This window comes from Yoonia sp. JB2-21 (genome assembly GCF_055693545.1).
Window position 1 is genome coordinate 3,141,920 of the sequence record NZ_JBVFUC010000001.1, and the last position, 17,153, is coordinate 3,159,072.

At 55.4% G+C, this 17,153-nt stretch carries 19 protein-coding genes and 1 pseudogene; 10 read left to right on the top strand and 10 right to left on the bottom strand.

What is annotated here, in order from left to right; genetic code table 11:
* Positions 1–51: 51 nt before the first annotated feature.
* From ACZ1G5_RS15875 to glmM, 3 genes are read left to right on the top strand one after another with little or no spacing between them, the layout of a single operon-like run.
* Positions 52–972 carry a dihydroneopterin aldolase gene (locus ACZ1G5_RS15875; RefSeq protein ID WP_472733763.1) on the top strand — a complete coding sequence of 307 codons (921 nt, stop codon included), beginning with the start codon at positions 52–54 and terminating at the stop codon, positions 970–972.
* The gene (gene folP, locus ACZ1G5_RS15880) at positions 969–1,982 is read left to right on the top strand and encodes a dihydropteroate synthase (protein ID WP_472733764.1); all 1,014 of its coding nucleotides are present in this window, start codon (positions 969–971) and stop codon (positions 1,980–1,982) included. Before ACZ1G5_RS15875 ends, folP begins: the two co-directional genes overlap by 4 nt.
* Complete coding sequence (gene glmM, locus ACZ1G5_RS15885; protein WP_472733765.1) at positions 1,979–3,322, top strand: phosphoglucosamine mutase; 1,344 nt, start codon at positions 1,979–1,981, stop codon at positions 3,320–3,322. Before folP ends, glmM begins: the two co-directional genes overlap by 4 nt.
* A 3-nt stretch (positions 3,323–3,325) precedes the next feature.
* On the opposite strand, the gene ACZ1G5_RS15890 is transcribed toward glmM, so the two are convergent.
* The 3 genes and pseudogenes from ACZ1G5_RS15890 to ACZ1G5_RS15900 form a co-directional block, all read right to left on the bottom strand.
* Complete coding sequence (locus ACZ1G5_RS15890) at positions 3,326–4,180, bottom strand: tellurite resistance TerB family protein (protein WP_472733766.1); 855 nt, start codon at positions 4,178–4,180, stop codon at positions 3,326–3,328.
* A gap of 70 nt (positions 4,181–4,250) precedes the next feature.
* Positions 4,251–5,156 (bottom strand): DMT family transporter, encoded by a 906-nt coding sequence (locus tag ACZ1G5_RS15895; protein WP_472733767.1) that lies wholly within the window; start codon positions 5,154–5,156, stop codon positions 4,251–4,253.
* Between the two features lie 14 nt (positions 5,157–5,170).
* Positions 5,171–5,470 (bottom strand): annotated as a pseudogene (locus ACZ1G5_RS15900) (antibiotic biosynthesis monooxygenase family protein); the annotation flags it as partial.
* Positions 5,471–5,537: 67 nt separating this feature from the next.
* Here ACZ1G5_RS15900 and ACZ1G5_RS15905 point away from each other — a divergent pair.
* A protein-coding gene (locus tag ACZ1G5_RS15905; protein ID WP_472733768.1) for an IS3 family transposase occupies positions 5,538–6,666 on the top strand; the annotation gives its coding sequence in 2 pieces (ribosomal slippage) (positions 5,538–5,788 and positions 5,787–6,666; 1,131 coding nt in all).
* Between the two features lie 78 nt (positions 6,667–6,744).
* Here ACZ1G5_RS15905 and ACZ1G5_RS15910 read toward each other — a convergent pair.
* The gene (locus ACZ1G5_RS15910) at positions 6,745–7,068 is read right to left on the bottom strand and encodes an NIPSNAP family protein (RefSeq protein WP_472733769.1); all 324 of its coding nucleotides are present in this window, start codon (positions 7,066–7,068) and stop codon (positions 6,745–6,747) included.
* 78 nt (positions 7,069–7,146) lie between these two features.
* Between ACZ1G5_RS15910 and ACZ1G5_RS15915 the strand changes: the two genes are divergently transcribed.
* A complete protein-coding gene (locus ACZ1G5_RS15915) occupies positions 7,147–7,830 on the top strand; it encodes an ArsR/SmtB family transcription factor (protein ID WP_472733770.1) in 684 nt (227 codons plus the stop codon).
* A gap of 61 nt (positions 7,831–7,891) precedes the next feature.
* Here ACZ1G5_RS15915 and ilvC read toward each other — a convergent pair whose 3' ends face one another.
* A complete protein-coding gene (ilvC, locus tag ACZ1G5_RS15920; RefSeq protein ID WP_008234219.1) occupies positions 7,892–8,914 on the bottom strand; it encodes a ketol-acid reductoisomerase in 1,023 nt (340 codons plus the stop codon).
* Between the two features lie 131 nt (positions 8,915–9,045).
* Between ilvC and ACZ1G5_RS15925 the strand changes: the two genes are divergently transcribed.
* From ACZ1G5_RS15925 to ACZ1G5_RS15935, 3 genes are all read left to right on the top strand, one after another.
* Positions 9,046–9,501, top strand: a complete 456-nt coding sequence (locus tag ACZ1G5_RS15925) for an Lrp/AsnC family transcriptional regulator (protein ID WP_472733771.1) — start codon at positions 9,046–9,048, stop codon at positions 9,499–9,501.
* Positions 9,498–9,950 carry an Lrp/AsnC family transcriptional regulator gene (locus ACZ1G5_RS15930; protein ID WP_472733772.1) on the top strand — a complete coding sequence of 151 codons (453 nt, stop codon included), beginning with the start codon at positions 9,498–9,500 and terminating at the stop codon, positions 9,948–9,950. Before ACZ1G5_RS15925 ends, ACZ1G5_RS15930 begins: the two co-directional genes overlap by 4 nt.
* A gap of 130 nt (positions 9,951–10,080) precedes the next feature.
* Positions 10,081–11,208, top strand: coding sequence for an aminotransferase class V-fold PLP-dependent enzyme (locus tag ACZ1G5_RS15935; protein ID WP_472733773.1), 1,128 nt, complete (start codon positions 10,081–10,083; stop codon positions 11,206–11,208).
* Here ACZ1G5_RS15935 and ACZ1G5_RS15940 read toward each other — a convergent pair.
* Complete coding sequence (locus tag ACZ1G5_RS15940) at positions 11,205–12,395, bottom strand: UbiH/UbiF family hydroxylase (RefSeq protein WP_472733774.1); 1,191 nt, start codon at positions 12,393–12,395, stop codon at positions 11,205–11,207. The genes ACZ1G5_RS15935 and ACZ1G5_RS15940 overlap by 4 nt on opposite strands.
* A gap of 39 nt (positions 12,396–12,434) precedes the next feature.
* Positions 12,435–13,082 carry a pyrimidine 5'-nucleotidase gene (locus ACZ1G5_RS15945; RefSeq protein ID WP_472733775.1) on the bottom strand — a complete coding sequence of 216 codons (648 nt, stop codon included), beginning with the start codon at positions 13,080–13,082 and terminating at the stop codon, positions 12,435–12,437.
* A 100-nt stretch (positions 13,083–13,182) separates the two neighbouring features.
* Here ACZ1G5_RS15945 and ACZ1G5_RS15950 point away from each other — a divergent pair, with 100 nt between their 5' ends.
* Positions 13,183–13,836 carry a GntR family transcriptional regulator gene (locus tag ACZ1G5_RS15950; RefSeq protein ID WP_472733776.1) on the top strand — a complete coding sequence of 218 codons (654 nt, stop codon included), beginning with the start codon at positions 13,183–13,185 and terminating at the stop codon, positions 13,834–13,836.
* Between the two features lie 106 nt (positions 13,837–13,942).
* Here ACZ1G5_RS15950 and carA read toward each other — a convergent pair whose 3' ends face one another.
* The gene (carA, locus tag ACZ1G5_RS15955; RefSeq protein ID WP_472733777.1) at positions 13,943–15,079 is read right to left on the bottom strand and encodes a glutamine-hydrolyzing carbamoyl-phosphate synthase small subunit; all 1,137 of its coding nucleotides are present in this window, start codon (positions 15,077–15,079) and stop codon (positions 13,943–13,945) included.
* Between the two features lie 174 nt (positions 15,080–15,253).
* Between carA and ACZ1G5_RS15960 the strand changes: the two genes are divergently transcribed.
* A complete protein-coding gene (locus ACZ1G5_RS15960) occupies positions 15,254–15,715 on the top strand; it encodes a GatB/YqeY domain-containing protein (RefSeq protein WP_472733778.1) in 462 nt (153 codons plus the stop codon).
* Between the two features lie 11 nt (positions 15,716–15,726).
* On the opposite strand, the gene ACZ1G5_RS15965 is transcribed toward ACZ1G5_RS15960, so the two are convergent.
* Both ACZ1G5_RS15965 and ACZ1G5_RS15970 read right to left on the bottom strand, forming a co-directional pair.
* Entirely contained in the window at positions 15,727–16,224 is a 498-nt protein-coding gene (locus tag ACZ1G5_RS15965; RefSeq protein ID WP_472733779.1) for a DUF2244 domain-containing protein, read from the bottom strand.
* Between the two features lie 62 nt (positions 16,225–16,286).
* The gene (locus ACZ1G5_RS15970) at positions 16,287–17,123 is read right to left on the bottom strand and encodes a glycosyltransferase family 25 protein (protein ID WP_472733780.1); all 837 of its coding nucleotides are present in this window, start codon (positions 17,121–17,123) and stop codon (positions 16,287–16,289) included.
* Between the last annotated feature and the right edge of the window lie 30 nt (positions 17,124–17,153).

Here is a 17,153-nt window from a genome sequence, read left to right on the forward strand (position 1 = left end):
CCCTTTTCCCCTTAGTATCTCAAGGGGAAATGATCTTGCGATGGACGCCCCATGACCGATGACATTCGCCTTGCTTTCGCCCATCCAAGTGAGCGCGCAGAAGCCAGCAGCCAAACGCCTTGCGATCGTATTTCTTTGCGCGATTACATCGTAGAAGTTGAAATTGGGGCCTTTCAACAAGAACGGGGCACGTTGCAACGTGTTCGGTTCAATGTGGTTGTTGAGGTTTTGCCGCTAAGCGGGCCGATTGATGACGATGTTGATCGCATCTTGTCCTATGACAAGGTTACCGAGGCGATCAGCGTTGAGTTGGATGCTGAAAGGATCAACCTGCTCGAGACATTGGCCGCACGTGTCGCCGAACGTATTTTGCTGGAGCCGCAGGCAGAGCGCGTCTTTGTACGCATAGAAAAGCTCGACCGTGGCCCATTTTCGCTCGGGGTTGAGATTGTACGTTCGCGTGATGGCGTTGATCTTGCCGGGCAAGAACATGTTGAAGCGCCGCATCCCCGGATGGTCTATCTGTCCAATGACGCGGTTGTCGCCCCGCATTTGACAGCGTGGATTGACCAGCTGGCTGCGATGGATGCCCCGCTGATCCTTTGTGTCGGCCCTTCGGACGTTGCGGCACCACAGGCAGGCAATGCGATGGCACAACGTCGCATTGATCTACTTGCCATTGAGCAAAACGCATGGTGTTTGGCTGCACGCGACCGACGCTGCAAGGTTGTAGGGACGCGTACCGAATTGGACTGGGCGATGAAGAACGATCAGATTTGCATCTGGGCGCCATCCAAGATCGTGCTTGATGCGGTGGACGGTCCTTCTGCAAGCCCTCGTGACGCGGTCGCGTTGGTTGCATGGTTCGCCGCTGACATTGAAGCCAAAGAGCTAATGGTCATCGGTGCACCAGCCCCAATTGCAAGTATCCCAGTACGTGCGATCAAGGCAGATAGCAAAGTCCTGTTATGACAGAGTATTTCCGCCCCGTTGCGCGCTTTGGAGAAACGCCGACACGAGGAAGCTTTCCACTTGCGGGTGGACTATGCTGGTTCGATACGGTTGCCGTTCATGAGCGCGGCGGCGGGATGCACGCAATTTCTGCAAGCGAAGTTCCTGAAGATACTCTTGGCAAGCTGGTATCCGCCCGCGCCCCGATTGCCGGGCTGGAAATGACGGCACCAAGGATCATGGGTATCTTAAACGTGACGCCCGACAGTTTTTCTGACGGCGGACAATTCGGTGCGCCTGAACGCGCGCTAGAGCATGCCTTGTCAATGCAAACTGCGGGTGCCGCGATTATTGATGTCGGTGGCGAGAGCACACGCCCCGGTGCCCAAGAGGTTCAGATCGACGAAGAGATCAACCGCACGGCACCCGTGATCGCCGCCATTCGAAAGCAAAGTGCAGTTCCCATTTCGATTGATACCCGCAAGTCTGCGGTTGGGTCTGCAGCGTTGGAGGCTGGTGCCTCGCTTGTGAACGATGTGGCTGCATTTACATTTGATCCTGCGCTTGCAGATGTCGCAGCCGAGGCCAAGGTGCCGGTCTGTATCATGCATGCCCAAGGCTCTCCTGAGACCATGCAGCAGGATCCGACCTATGATGATGTTCTGCTGGATGTTTACGATTTCCTGCGCGATCGGGTCGAGGCTGCAGTGGCCGCGGGTATTCCGCGCGACCAGATCGTGATTGATCCCGGCATTGGTTTTGGCAAGACGGTCGAACACAATCTGGTCCTGCTGCGCGGTATTGCGATTTTTCATGGGTTGGGCTGTCCCATCTTGCTGGGCGCATCCCGCAAGCAGTTCATTGGTGAGATCGGGGGCGGGGCCGGTGCCAGCGACCGGGTAAGCGGATCTGTAGCTGTTGCACTTTTTGCGGCAAGGCGGGGCGTGCAAATCCTCCGCGTCCACGATATATTCGAGACGAAACAAGCGTTAGACTTGGAATGGGCAATCGGTGGGGCAGCAATCACATGACACGTAAACTCTTTGGCACAGATGGTGTGCGCGGCAAGGCGAACACCCATCCGATGACCGCTGACATGGCGCTTAAGATTGGCGCAGCGGCGGGGCGGTACTTTCGCAACGATGGTTCCAATGGGCATCGTGTGGTCATCGGAAAAGATACGCGCCTGTCGGGGTACATGTTCGAAAATGCGCTGACCGCAGGTTTGACCAGCACCGGTATGAACGTCCTTTTGTTGGGGCCTGTCCCAACGCCTGCGGTTGGTCTGCTGACGACTTCGATGCGTGCCGATTTGGGCATCATGATCTCGGCAAGTCATAATCCGCATCATGACAACGGGATCAAGTTCTTTGGCCCTGACGGCTTTAAACTGTCAGATGAGGCGGAAGCGGAGATTGAAGCGCTTATCGCAAGCGAGATTGAACCCGCAAAGGCGCAGAACATCGGTCGTGCAAAGCGGATTGATGATGGACGATTTCGTTATGCAGAGCGGATCAAGTCAACTTTTCCCGCCGATATGCGCCTTGACGGGCTGAAGGTCGTTGTCGATTGCGCAAATGGCGCAGCGCACCGTGTCGCGCCCGAGGTCTTGTGGGAACTCGGTGCGACAGTGATCCCAGTGGGTGTCAGTCCGGATGGCTTCAACATCAATGATGGGTGCGGGTCAACTGATCCGTCTGCCGCTGCATCCGCGATCCAGCGCGAAGGGGCGCATGTGGGTATTTGCCTTGATGGCGATGCGGATCGCGTGATGATCCTCGATGAGAATGGTCAAGTCGCTGACGGTGATCAGCTGATGGCGCTCATGGCCGGACGTTGGGCTGATCAGGAGCGCCTCAGAGGCGGTACTTTGGTAGCGACAGTGATGTCCAACCTAGGCCTTGAGCGGTATCTGGATAACCGGGGGCTACGGTTGGAACGCACGGCTGTCGGCGACCGCTATGTTGTCGAGGCGATGCGCGCGGGTGGTTGGAATTTGGGCGGAGAACAGTCGGGCCATATTGTGATGACCGACTATGCAACGACCGGTGATGGTCTTTTGGCGGGCCTGCAATTCCTCGCTGCAATGATCGAGACGGGTCAGCCAGCAAGTGCGCTCACTCGAAACTTTGAAACTGTGCCGCAGATGCTCAAGAACGTGCGTTATGCGGCGGGGCAGGATCCTTTGGGCGCTGATCAGGTAAAGAAATCCATCGCGGATGCGGAGGCTAAGCTGGTTGGCAGGGGGCGGTTGCTGATCCGCAAGTCGGGGACTGAGCCCCTGATCCGCGTGATGGCCGAATGTGAAGACGACGACCTGCTTGCACAGGTCGTCGATGAGATCGTCGCCGAGGTGGAAGCTGCAGTCTAATGTCTAAACGGGCGCAGGTTCGCCCGCGCCACTACTGACAACTTCTTGCAGTAGCGCCGAGACTGTGCCGCCATCCATCTTCATGGCTTGGGCCAGCCCGCCGACGAAAGCCTTTTCCCTGCCGTCAAGCCGTCCATCGGACGCAATAACCATGAGTACCGCACGCATCATGTCCAGCTGCTCGAGCTTGGTGCGGCCATTGGCAAGGCGTAAGAATCCTTTGGTTTCGACCTTTTCTTCGGCCAGTTGCGCCATTTCCTGCACCATTTCCAGCGAGATGCTTTCACCCGTCAACTCTTGCGCGACGCTCTGAATCGTGCCGATTTCGGACGGTGCAATGTAGCCATCTGCCTTGGCGGCGTGGCACATTGCATCGAGAATGGCTTTGGCGGCTGGCGATGCATGCGACACCATCGCCATCCGCTTGGCGGTACGACGGCGTACATTCAGCGCCTTGGCGCCCGCAACGGCGAGCAATATAGCCAATGCGCCAAGCCCCCAAAAGCCTTCAGCCAGTTTGCCAATCGCGAGTTTCGGCTCTGCCGGGATGCCCTCGGGGATCATACCTGCCGCTTGCGCGTCAATCACATCAGCCGCGCTCATGTCGTAATATTGGTCTGTTTGGCAATTTTCACCGGCAAGAGCATAGCCGTCCAACGTGCGCCAAAAGTTCACAAAGATCACCGCGCGGGTGGTGACAAGGTGGCATAGGGCCAAAGGTCCGTCGGCATCAGTCAACTCGGTTTCACTCACAAACAGCATGCTCTGCGTCGTGCTATAGCTGCCGCGTGCTTCGGCCTGAGTGCCCATAGTGGTCGTAAGGAAGGCCGCAAATAAGCCGATGAAAATAGTCCGCATTGAAATCTCCTGGGTAGCGTTGCGACCGGAGTGGTCGTCCAATGTGGCTACAATTAGAAGAAAATCGTACTTAATGCGCGCGGCGGAACAGTTTCTTGAGGCCGCCCCATTGGCTGATGACGAGCCCAAGCATAATCAGCCCGAGGGCAATAAAAAACCGCAGTGGTAAGACTTCGCTAAGGATCCATGCACCAAATATCATGGACCATAGCGGGACCTGATAATTGACCAATGTCATGAAGATCGCCCCGGCGGACCGGATTGTTGCCACCCGGATCAGTGCAGCCAAAGCAGTTGGAACAAAACCCAAAACGACAATGGCGATGGTCGGGCGCATTTCGCCCACCGCCGGGATCCCTTCGAGCCAGAGCATGGCCGGGATCAATGCAACCGAGCCTACGGTCAGCAATAGCGCAGCCATCGTAATCGGATCAATCGGCGGGCACCGGCGCGTCATTATGCTAGAGACTGCATAAGAAATTGATGCACCGATACAGGCCAGCTGACCCAGCGGTTCCATACCCGTGCCAATTGCAAGAACGCCGGGGCCAATCAGAACTGTCGCACCGATAAAACCAAGAATGACGCCCAAGGTATTGCGAAAACTCATTTTTTCGTCGGTAAAGACATGTGCCAGCGGTAAGACGAAAAGCGGCAATGCAGCCATTGAGATACCAGCGAAAGCTGACGGCACAAACTGTTGCCCCCAACTCAGCAGCGCGAACGGTAGTGCCGTATTCAGAAGCCCGATCAAAATGAGGTACCGGCACATTCGGGGTGTGAAGTTAGGTAACGGTCGTTGTAGCACCGCCATCAGCGCCACCAGTGCGATTGCGCCCAAAGTGGTCCGCGCGCCCGCGACCGTGAGCGGACCATACCCCTCAAGCGCGATCGCAACGACCATAAAGGTCGCCCCCCAGATCAACCCAAGAGCTGCGATAGAAAGCCAGTTTGCGGGGGTTGGTTGGGTTGTCATTTTGATCCTTATACTCAGCCGTGATGCAGCCTGCTGTCTTTGGGCGCTTGCGCGCGATCATGCAAGCCATAGTCCCGACAAACATCTGCTATACGCAGGCGATAGTCTGCAAATATACCGCCGCGACCCGCCGTTTGTGTGCTGCGGTGGTGCTGCGTATTGCGCCAAGTCGCGACGGCTGCTTCGTCTTGAAAGAACGACAGTGATAGCATCTTGCCGGGATCGACGAGGCTGCGAAACCGCTCAACCGTGATGAAGCCCGGTTGCGTATCGAGTTGAGGTCGCAACGCCGCTGCATGAGCAAGGTAGGCATTGGTTTGGTCTTGTCACGGTTTAGTTCCGGTCTCTTTCGAGCAATGTTTGCTATGAAGGAGACAAGGAATGGCAACGAGATACACTGACGAGTTTCGACGTGATGCAGTGCGCATCGCAATGACCAGTGGCCTAACGCGGCCTCAGGTTTCATCTGATTTGGGCGTTGGGCTTTCGACGCTGAACAAGTGGGTTCAGAAACACCAGCATGATGATTTGATGTCGGGCCCTCATGAAGATGTGGAACGGGAGAACGAGCGGCTTCGCAAGGAAGTCCGCCTGCTGCGAGAGGAGAGGGAAGTGTTAAAAAAGCGGCGATCTTCTTTGCAGGCCAAAGTCGGTGAGGTTCGCCTTCATCGACACCTGGAGAGAAGAATGGCCGATTGAGTTTCTGTGCCGCGTTATGCGGGTCACAGCACGTGGGTATCGTGCTTGGCGCGTCCGCCCAATGTGCCAGCGACAGCGCGATGATATGGTGATCTTAGCTCATATTCGTGACCAGCATCGCCTCAGCCTGCAAAGCTACGGCCGCCCCCGGATGACTGAAGAGTTACAGGAACTAGGGCTAGAAGTAGGCCACCGACGTGTGGGGCGCTTGATGCGGGACAATGGCATAAAAATTGTGAGAACTCGTAAATTCAAGGCCACGACAGACAGCAATCATGCTTTCAATATCGCTCCAAACTTGTTGGATCAGGATTTCTCTACTGATGGTCCAAACCAAAAGTGGGCTGGCGACATTTCATATATCTGGACCAGTGAGGGCTGGCTGTATCTGGCGATCATTCTCGACCTGTACTCCCGTCGCGTCATCGGTTGGGCGGTCAGCAATCGTATGAAGCGGGATCTGGCGATCCGGGCATTGGGTATGGCTGTGGCGCTGCGACAGCCCCCTAAGGGCTGCATCCATCACACGGATCGCGGGTCGCAATATTGTTCAGGCGACTATCAGAAACGGTTGTCCAAACATGGCTTCGAGGTATCAATGAGCGGAAAAGGCAATTGTTACGACAATTCCATGGTTGAGACGTTCTTCAAATCACTCAAGGCAGAGCTGATTTGGCGCAACCGTTGGGAAACCAGACGCCAAGCAGAAGGTGCTATATTTCAGTATATTAATGGCTTCTACAATCCACGACGCCGACACTCGTCATTAGGTGGCAAAAGCCCCTTGGCCTTCGAACGAAAGGCTGCATAAATGAACTGAGAGACCGGAATGTAAACGCGACAAGACCAGTTTGGCCCTCGGCTGGCTGTACTTCAAAGATGACGGCGATCATGCGGGTACCTTATGCGGGGTTGAGACACAGCGCAGAAATGTGCGGTCTTCCCGCATGATGAACTTGTTTTTCTGCGCGAATGCATAGTTCTTTCGACCTATCGGATCTGCTGCCAGCCTTTCGCGGTACTGCTCATAGGCGGCGAGTGATGACACATTGTAGATGCCGTAAGCGAGGGTGGATGACCCTTCGTGTGGTGCAAAATACCCGATCAGATCAGCGCCATTGCGCGGAATGGCTTGTCCCCAATTCTGCGCATAGGTGATGAATTTGTCTGTTTGGGTGGGGTCTATTTGGTATCGGATAATACAGGTCAGCATTTGACATGTCCTTGTTGAGTGTAACTGCCATTTGCCTATCTGATTGCTTGGGTCTAATGCTTCGGTTATGGTCGAACTATGCGAGAAGGACCAGATATTGCACGAGTCGCGACGTTGATCGGTGATCCAGCACGGGCAAATATGCTGACGGCACTAATGACCGGCAAGGCGCTGACCGTTACCGAATTGGCCGGAGAGGCTGGGATTACCGTTCAAACGGCCAGCACACATCTGGCAAAGCTGATGGGCGGCCAGCTGCTGCAAATGCGCAAGCAAGGGCGACATAAGTACTTTGCACTGGCCCATGCTGACGTTGCGACCACAATCGAAGCGCTGATGGGGTTAGCGGCAAGCCATGGTGCCACACGTACACGCACCGGCCCAAAAGATGCGCCCATGCGTCAGGCGCGGGTCTGTTACAATCATCTTGCTGGTCAAATGGGCGTGCAGATGTTCACGAGCATGCTGAACCGTGGGTTGATTTGGGAGAAAGGCGAAGACCTTGGATTAACCCCGCGGGGTGAAGTGTTTATCGGCGACTTCAGCGTCAGTCTTGATCCCCTGATGGCAGCTCGCGCGCCGCTGTGTCGCAGTTGTCTGGATTGGAGCGAACGGCGCACGCATTTGGCCGGATCACTGGGCCGGGCGATGTTGGCGCGGATGGAAACGCTTTCATGGGTGCGCCGGGACAAGGATAGCCGTGCCTTGTTGTTTAGTCGCAGCAGCCAGAAATCTTTTGCTGCAGCATTCCCAAACGTATAGGGGCACCCGGGGCCGGATGCCCTTTGTCGTAAGGTGGATCATGATCCACCTTACCTGTTGATCAGTTCTTTGCTTTATCGACCATTTTGCCTGCGGAGATCCATGGCATCATCGCGCGCAGCTTTTCGCCAACCTGTTCGATCTCGTGCTCATCATTGATACGGCGTGTCGCCTTAAAATATGGCTGACCAACGGCATTTTCCTGCATGAAGTCACGCACAAACTTGCCCGTCTGGATGTCGGTGAGAACGTCCTTCATCCGCTTCTTGGTTTCATCATAAGGCAGGATGCGCGGGCCAGATACATATTCACCATACTCAGCCGTGTTCGAGATGGAGTAGTTCATGTTCGCAATGCCACCTTCATAGATCAGGTCAACAATCAGCTTGGTCTCGTGCAGGCATTCGAAGTAAGCCATTTCCGGCTCGTAACCGGCCTCGACCAGTGTTTCGAAACCCATGCGGATCAGTTCAACAATACCACCGCACAGAACGGCCTGCTCACCAAAGAGGTCAGTTTCGCATTCCTGACGGAAGTTGGTTTCGATGATGCCGGAACGCCCGCCACCGATGGCAGAACAATAGGATAGGCCGATTTCCATCGCCTTGCCGCTTTCGTCGCGGTCCACAGCCACAAGGCAAGGCACGCCGCCACCTTTGGTGTATTCGCCGCGCACTGTGTGACCGGGCCCCTTTGGCGCCATCATGATCACGTCAACGCCGGGCTTGGGCTCGATCAGGCCGAAGTGCACGTTCAATCCGTGGGCGAAGGCAATGGCAGAGCCTTCTTTGATATTGTCATGGACATATTTCTTATATGTCTCTGCCTGCAATTCATCGGGCATGGTGAACATGATCACATCGCACCATGCAGCGGCTTCCGCGATACCCATTACCTTCAGGCCTTCGCCTTCGGCTTTGGCAGCAGAAGGCGAGCCTTCGCGCAGCGCCACGACAAGGTTCTTGGCACCGCTGTCGCGCAGGTTCAGGGCATGGGCGTGGCCCTGAGAGCCATAGCCGAGGATGGCGACTTTTTTGTCTTTGATCAGGTTCACATCGCAATCGCGATCATAATAAACGCGCATGTTGGCATTCCTTTGGTTGGTTTCTGGGATGCGTTATAGCGTCTGTCTGATCAGATGTGAGTGTTGGTTGGCGAAAATATTTGCAGTATTGATGATTGTTATGCGCAAAATAATAAAATAGTCGTGTTTTCATGCTTGATGATGTTGATCGCCGGTTATTGCGCCTGTTACAGACAGACCCTTCGCGCGGTGTGCCAGATTTGGCGGATGCCACCGGGCAAACCCGCGCGCGGGTGATCCGTAGGTTGGATCGGTTGCGTGATGAAGGCGTGCTGAAGGGCAGCCACGTCGTGATCAACTGGGCCGTCTTGGGCTATGCTGTGTCTGTCAGTTTACGGATTACGCTGGATAAGACTGTTTCGCGCGCGTTTGATGATTTTATCGCCGCTGCGCGACAGGTCCCAGAGATTATTGAAATCCAGACCTTCTTGGGGCGCGTCGATGTGCGGTTGTCGCTGATCGCGAAAGACTTGCCTGACTATCAACGCATCTATCGTGAACAGATTCTACCGTTGCCACATATCGCCGATATCGAGGCACTGATGACGGTGGCCAGTGTAAAAGCCGACGAAAGCCTGCCGATATGACTTTGGATGATCTGGATTTCGCGATTTTGCGGGCGTTGGCCGCCAGTGCAGAGCAGTCAACAAAACAGTTGGGCCAAAGACTGGGGCTCAGCCAGCCTGCCACATGGCGGCGGATCAAGCGGTTGCAGGATGCGGGCGTGATTGCAGGGCGCAGGCTGGATTTGGATGCCGAAAAGGTTGGCTTTGGCGTGACTGTATTTCTGGGGGTCAAGCTGGCAACGAAAGGGCGGGTCAGCCTTGAGGATTTTGAACGGGCCATTGGTGCAATCCCCGAGGTGCAAACCGTAGACCACGTGCTTGGCCTCTATGATTACCGCCTGCGCGTTGTGGCCCGTGATCTGGCCGATTTTGAACGTGTCCTACGCCGTCGCATTATGACGATGCCGGGCGTCGGCGACGTGGAAGCGAATGTGCTGTTGTCCGAAGAACGCAGACCGGGACCGATTTAAGCATCGCTTTGACGCCTATCGGAAATCTGGCCTGCTGGAATTGGCTGATCTGTATGAATGTATACCAAGATAGGCTTTGCGTTCATGGACGCCTCACAGTAGCCATCCATCCAAAGATGGAGGATTTCCCATGGATGGCGCACATTCACCCGTTGACCCAGATGGTCTGCTTGAGTTTTCAGTAGTCTTCACTGACCGGTCCTTGAACCACATGTCAAAGGCGTTTCAGGGCGTGATGACAGATATTTCGGGGATGCTATGTGAAGTCTACAACGCCGATCATGTCGCGTTGATCCCCGGTGGGGGCACTTACGGCATGGAAGCGGTCGCGCGCCAGTTCGGTGCAGATGCCCACGCTTTCGTGGTGCGCAATGGGTGGTTCTCTTATCGGTGGAGCCAGATTTTCGAAGCTGGGAATTTCACGGCGAAAACAACCGTGATGAAGGCGCGCCAATCCGGTAACGACACCCGCGCGCCGTTCGCACCTGCCCCGATCGAAGACGTGACAGCGGCGATCAAAGAGGCGAAACCCGATGTCGTCTTTGCCCCGCATGTCGAAACTTCCGCCGGGATCATCCTGCCGGATGACTATATTAAAGCCTTGGCCGATGCCGCCCATGAAGTGGGCGCGCTGATGGTGTTGGATTGCATCGCATCCGGCTGTGCTTGGGTTGATATGAAGGCGACAGGCGTCGATGTGCTAATCTCGGCCCCGCAAAAGGGCTGGTCTTCGACACCATGTGCGGGCCTCGTGATGATGTCTGATCGCGCGGTGGCGCGGCTTGAGCAGACGACCTCGAACTCCTTCACCGTCGATTTGAAGAAATGGCACAGCATCATGCAGGCCTATTTGAATGGCGGCCATGCCTATCATGCCACCATGCCCACCGATGGGTTGCGCGCTTTCCGTGATACGATGTTGGAAACCCGCGCCTTTGGTTTTGACAAGCTGAAAGATGCGCAATGGGCCTTGGGCAATGCGGTACGCAAGGTTCTGGCCGACAAAGGCATCCGCTCTGTCGCGGCTGAGGGTTTCGGCGCACCCGGCGTTGTTGTCAGCTATACCGATGATCCGGCGATCCAGAATGGGTCCAAATTTGCAGCCGAAGGCATGCAGGTTGCCGCAGGCGTGCCGCTGCAATGTGATGAACCTGATGATTTCCGTACATTCCGCTTGGGGCTGTTCGGGCTCGACAAGCTTTATGATGTCGACGGGACACTGGACCGCTTGGTGCCTGTATTGGACAAGGTGCTTTAGCGCGCACCAAGGCCCATTTGCATCAGCTTTTTGCGGACCGGACTAATGCCGTAAAGCGTCTCGATCCCCTTGCTGCGCAATGTCTGTAAACCCGGTGCACTAGCTATTGACGCGCGGTTAAGTGCATCAATGCCTTGCACCCGCAGTTTGATATCAGGGTGGCGGCGGCGGGCGTATTGATCCAGCATTGCGGGGCTGCCCAGCTCTTGCGGCTGCCCTGTGGCGAGGTCCAGCAGGCACGCCAAATCCGTTAGGGACATGTTCAAGCCCTGCGCGCCGATTGGCGGCATGACATGAGCGGCCTCTGCTACCAATGCCGTGCGCGGACCGGTGATACTCTGGGCGATTTGGCTGATGATTGGCCAAATGCTGCGACGGGAAGCCAGCTTTAGCGGACCATAAAGGAGCGCAGATCGGTCATTTGCAGCGTCTTCAAACCCGGTCGCATCCAACGCCGACAACCGCGTTACTTCTGCTCCGTTTTCCATCCAAACGACGGCCGAACAGGGCGTGCCGTCATGATCGGGTAAGGGAACAAGTGTAAAAGGCCCGCCAGAGCGATGAATTTCAGTCGAGATATTGTCGTGTGGGGCCGCATGAGTGACTGCAAAGGTTAGCGCTTTTTGTCCGTAGTGGGTGGTTTTCACGGGGATATCACATGCTTGTCGCACTGCCGAGCTCCGGCCATCTGCCCCAATCACCAGCTTTGCAGTGACCTGGGATCCGTCGCTGAGCGTTACAATCGTTTCGGCGCTGCGCGCCAGCATAGTCTTGAAGCCGACACCGGAACGAAAATCCACATTGGGCAGTTCGGCCAGTCGGGCGACCATTTCCCGACGCAACAGCCAATTTGGCAGGTTCCACCCGAAAGGACGGTCAGAAATGTCCGCGGCGTTAAAATCGCGCGTGACACGGGCGTCTGTTCCGATATCGACGATGCGCATAATTTGCAGCGGGGTTGCGTGTGGATCAAGACGATCCCAAAGACCAGCGACTGCCAAAAATTGTTGCGCCGGTTGCAAAAACGCGGTCGTCCGGAGATCGGAGCCTTCTTTGTCACCCGTTGTGATTGGTGGCGTCGGGTCCACGATTGTCACGCGAAACCCAGCGGTGCCAAATGCCGTCGCAGCGGTCAATCCGGCAACCCCGCCACCGGCGATAACGATATCTGTTGAAACCCGTCCCATATCCAAAGACATAGGCCCGTTTCACCTGCGCGGAAAGGGTTACGGGACCAGCTGCGACAAGAAACCTACAAGATCGTCTGTATGGTGGTGCACGTGGTCAAGATCGCTTGGCGTTTGATGCACGTGTACTGTCCGCATACCCAAAGCGTGCGGCACCGCCAAGTTGCGCACTTCGTCCTCAAACATGGCAGCCTTTGTTGGCGCAACACCGTCTTTGGCAAAGACCCGTGTGAATGCCTCATGTGTTGGTTTTGGTTTGAAATCGGCCTGTTCAACACCGTAGACGGCATCAAACTGAGCCGTGAGCCCGCGTGCGGCCAGAACGCGTTTGGCATGGCTGTTGGACCCATTGGTATAGACAATCTTGCGCCCGGGCAGGTTGCTGATTGCAACGCTCAGCCCGGCATCCTGCGTCAAATGCGACAGGTCAATATCATGAACATCGGCCAAAAAATGATGTGGGTCAACGTCGTGGTGTTCCATCAGACCGGTCAAGGTGGACCCATAAGTTGTCCAGTAGTCCGCGCACAGCTTTAAGGCGCGGGCATGGTCCAGCCCGGTGAGCCGCGCAACATATGCCGAAAATCGCGCATCCATTTGGCCAAAGAGGTCGGCGGACGGCGGGTACAAGGTGTTATCAAGATCAAAAACCCACGTGTCCACATGGGCAAAATGTCGGGCCAGCATGCAAGGATATTATGGGTGTTGAAACGGTGGTGCAATCGCTTTGGCTTGATTGCGGGGCAAGCCAAAGCGTATGGTTCGTTGATTACGAAAGGGACAACAGATGAATGATCCGCGTGCATCAAATAAGGATGCCTATGCCCTGATCCTCGAGGCGATCGATAGTCACATTTACAAACCCGGCGACCGGCTGGTGGAAAGTGAATTGGCCGAACGGTTTGGCGTTTCGCGTACACCCATTCGCGAAGCATTGCAGCGGTTAGAGACGCAGTCATTGCTGACGCGAGATGGTCGGTCCTTAATCGTCGCCTCTCTGGATCATTCGCAACTCTCTGAACTCTATGTAGTACGCGGGGAATTGGAGGGTTTGGCAGCACGTTTAGCCGCCCGCCACGCAACCCCAGAAGAGGTGAAAGTGCTGCGTGATATGCTCAACGCTGATCAGAAATTAGCGAATGATCCCAAAGCGCTAAGTCGTGCCAACAGGCGGTTTCACAAACAAATCCACCTCGCGTCGCATAACCGGTTTTTGGTGCAGCAATTGGATTTGGTTCATCGGTCCATGGCCTTGTTGGCGACCACGTCCATTGCCGCCGAGGGTCGCGGGGCAGAGACCCTAGAGGAACACGCGGCGATTGTCAGTGCGATTGAAGCTGGTGACGGAGACGCCGCCTATAAAGCGTTGCGCGATCACATTTCAGAGGCCTTTGTGACCCGGCTGAAACTCGATGCAGAGGCGGTGGAAGCTGCAGAATAGCCCTACTGCAGCCCACTTCAAAAAGTGCACGAAGCAAACCTTCACACGTCGACTCACAACTGACGGCTTCGTAGCTGCAATTTGACCCAATTGCGTTAAGCGAAGGTTAAGCGCTCATCGCTTTTGTGAAGCGTTCAAACAGATAGTAGCTGTCTTGTGGCCCGGGACTCGCTTCGGGGTGGTATTGCACACTAAAGACTGGCCGATTTGCGATGCGGATGCCACAATTGCTGCCATCGAAGAGCGATACATGTGTTTCTTCGACCCCATCAGGAAGTGTCTGGCTGTCGACCGTGAAACCGTGGTTCATCGACGTGATCTCGACCTTGCCTGTCTCCATGTCTTTGACGGGGTGGTTGGCGCCGTGGTGTCCGTGGTTCATCTTGATGGTCTTCGCACCAACCGCGAGTGCAAGCATCTGATGCCCAAGGCAGATACCAAAGACTGGCAAATCCGCGTCCAAAACACCTTTGATCATTGGCACGGCATATGCGCCTGTGGCTGCCGGATCGCCAGGGCCGTTTGAAAGGAACACGCCATCGGGGTTCAGGGCCAGCACCTCTTCAGCAGTTGCCGTGGCCGGCAAAACCGTCACGTCACATCCGGCACTCGCAAGGCAGCGTAGGATATTGCGTTTCGCGCCAAAATCGACGGCAACAACCTTATGTTTGGGATTGGTTTGGGGCGCATAACCTTTGGGCCAAGCCCACCGCATTTCGTTCCACGAATATGACTGTGTGCAGGTCACATCTTTGGCAAGGTCCAGCCCTTCAAGCCCTGGGAAGTCACGTGCTTTTTGAACAAGCGCTGCGATATCGAAGTTGCCTTCTGGATCATGCGCCAAGGCAACATGAGGTGCGCCCTGCTGCCGAATGGCGCGCGTCAGGCGACGGGTATCAACGCCGCCCATGCCGATGCGGTTCCGCTTGCGCAACCAGTTTGTCAGCTCGTCGGTCGATCGCCAATTTGAAGCATTGGTCGGGTCCCATTTGACAACCATACCTTCGGCGACCGGGTCAGCGGTTTCATCGTCGTCGGGGTTTACGCCGGTATTGCCGATATGGGGAAAAGTGAAGGTCACAACTTGGCCAGCATATGACGGATCGGTCATGATTTCCTGATATCCGGTCATAGCCGTATTAAAGCAAAGCTCTGCCACGGTTTCACCAGTGGCACCAAAACCGACGCCATAAAAGATCGTCCCATCCGCAAGGGCCAAACAAGCCGTTGGTTTCTGCGTCATGACGGATCCCTTCTTATGCCAAATTGTGCCGGGTGTACGCAGGCCCGTCCGTAGGGTCAAGGCCAGATCGTGCCTTGCAAACAAGGGCTGACGTTGCGGAGCCTGTGCTTGTCACGCGGACGCAGGCACACTATGTTGCCGGTTCGTTTGACGACACTTGTACGGGACACGTTTATGGACATGCGCGATAGGGTCAGTGCGGCTTTGAAGGATGCAATGCGTTCGAAAGAGGCGGATCGTCTTTCTACCTTGCGGCTTATCAATGCTGCGATCAAAGACAAAGATATCGCGGCGCGCGGTTCGGGCGATGACGAAAGCGGCGTCACCGACGATGATATTCTTGCGATCATGGGGCGCATGGTAAAGCAGCGGCAGGAAAGTGCGCGCGCCTATGAAGAGGGTGGGCGGCTTGAGTTGGCTGAGAAAGAACTTGCAGAGATCAAGATCATTGAAGAGTTCCTACCCAAACAGCTGAGTGAGAGCGACGTTGCCAAGGCTGTCGACGCTGCCATTGTCGAAGTGGGGGCGGAAAGTATCCGCGATATGGGCAAAGTGATGGGTGTCTTGAAAGGCAAGTTCACGGGTCGCATGGATTTTGGCAAAGCCGGACCAATGGTCAAAGACCGTCTGGGGTGAGAGCCGGACCATCACCCGTCATGTGGGCGCAGCGCCCGTTTAAGGTCATCATAAAGTGTTAGTCGCTCTTCGGCGTCCAGAAATGCGCCGATTTCGACCTCTCGATCACCCCCGCGGAGTGTAATGTAGTTCTCGACGGGCCCGCCTTTGGGATGCAAGTGGACCGTAACCCAGTAGCGGTTAGCCTCCCACACTTGCAGATCGCCCTTCGGATTGTGACGTGTCAGGTGAGCACGGGATTCATCCACTTTAAGTTCTTCTAAAACCTCGCCTCTCTTGTAGCTGACGTGCAGTGCGTACCAGATTCCAGCGATCATCATCAAAAAGAACGGCAGCAAGCCCCAAAGCACGGGTTGTCCGAGCAGTGTTAGCAAGGGTAGGGACATCAGTACGGCGGTGCCACCTATGAATATCACGAAGTCTTTGCGCAGCAGTGATCTGTAGGGCCACAAGCAAAGCTGCCACTGGGCGTCCTTATGCGGCGGTTCGGGTGTCCATTCGTAAGGCATGACGCAGGTCTATCGATTTGTGCGTAAAGTTCAAATGTGCAGGTTTGTCGCTGTTTCAGAGTCTATTTACGAAACGGGATATCGGTCCAAGTACTGTTCAATTGTGCGGCTCGGCGGGTCATGCGACGATGAGTTTGAACTGCGATCATCTTATTTACTTTTTGATGCAGTCTCTTTCGCCAGCCTTTGTAATTCACCCGTGGTTTGACCAGACTATATGTAACGCAGCGTGGTTCGGCATTACTGGGCAAGAAGGCGTCGATCTTGCTGTTTTTTTGCTGAATGCAGACCGCCGGATAAATTTGCCAAATACGCAGATCCGATAACGGGTTGAATTTCGTGCTGTTGAGAAGGACGTCCACGGGCTTGTGAAATACTTCAGTTGTGGCAACTAACGCGGCCGCCACATCAGTCCGCAGCATGTAGCCTGCCGCGCCAAGTGAAAATGATCTAAGTTCACGCAACTCTCGGTGCGCGGTGACATGTGTCCCATCTTTGGACATGAGGACATGTTTATTGGGGAAGGTTTCGAGCCTGATAATTCTGACGTCGGGCGGTATCCAAGCGCAGGTCCTAAGCAGGTCTGCGATGTCGGCGGAAAGTGATATGTCGTCCTCAAACAGACAGCCCCATTCTACACCGCTATCCACGATAGATTGCCACGCCTTTCGGTGGCTCAGAAAACAGCCAATCTCTGACTTGGTGAGCGGTTTGGTCTTAGGTTGCGCCGGGTTTACGGTTTGGCAAAACGCAGTGTCGAGCGCTTCGCCATCGATCGCCGCGATCCGTTCTGCCGGAAGGCCGTGCGCTTGCAACATCGCTTGCATATAGCTGCGGCGAACAGGCGCGCGATCGAGGTTTATGTAAAAGCATGCCGGCGCATCAGTTTTTGACGTCATGGTTTTGGTCCTCGCGGCTTTGACCCACTT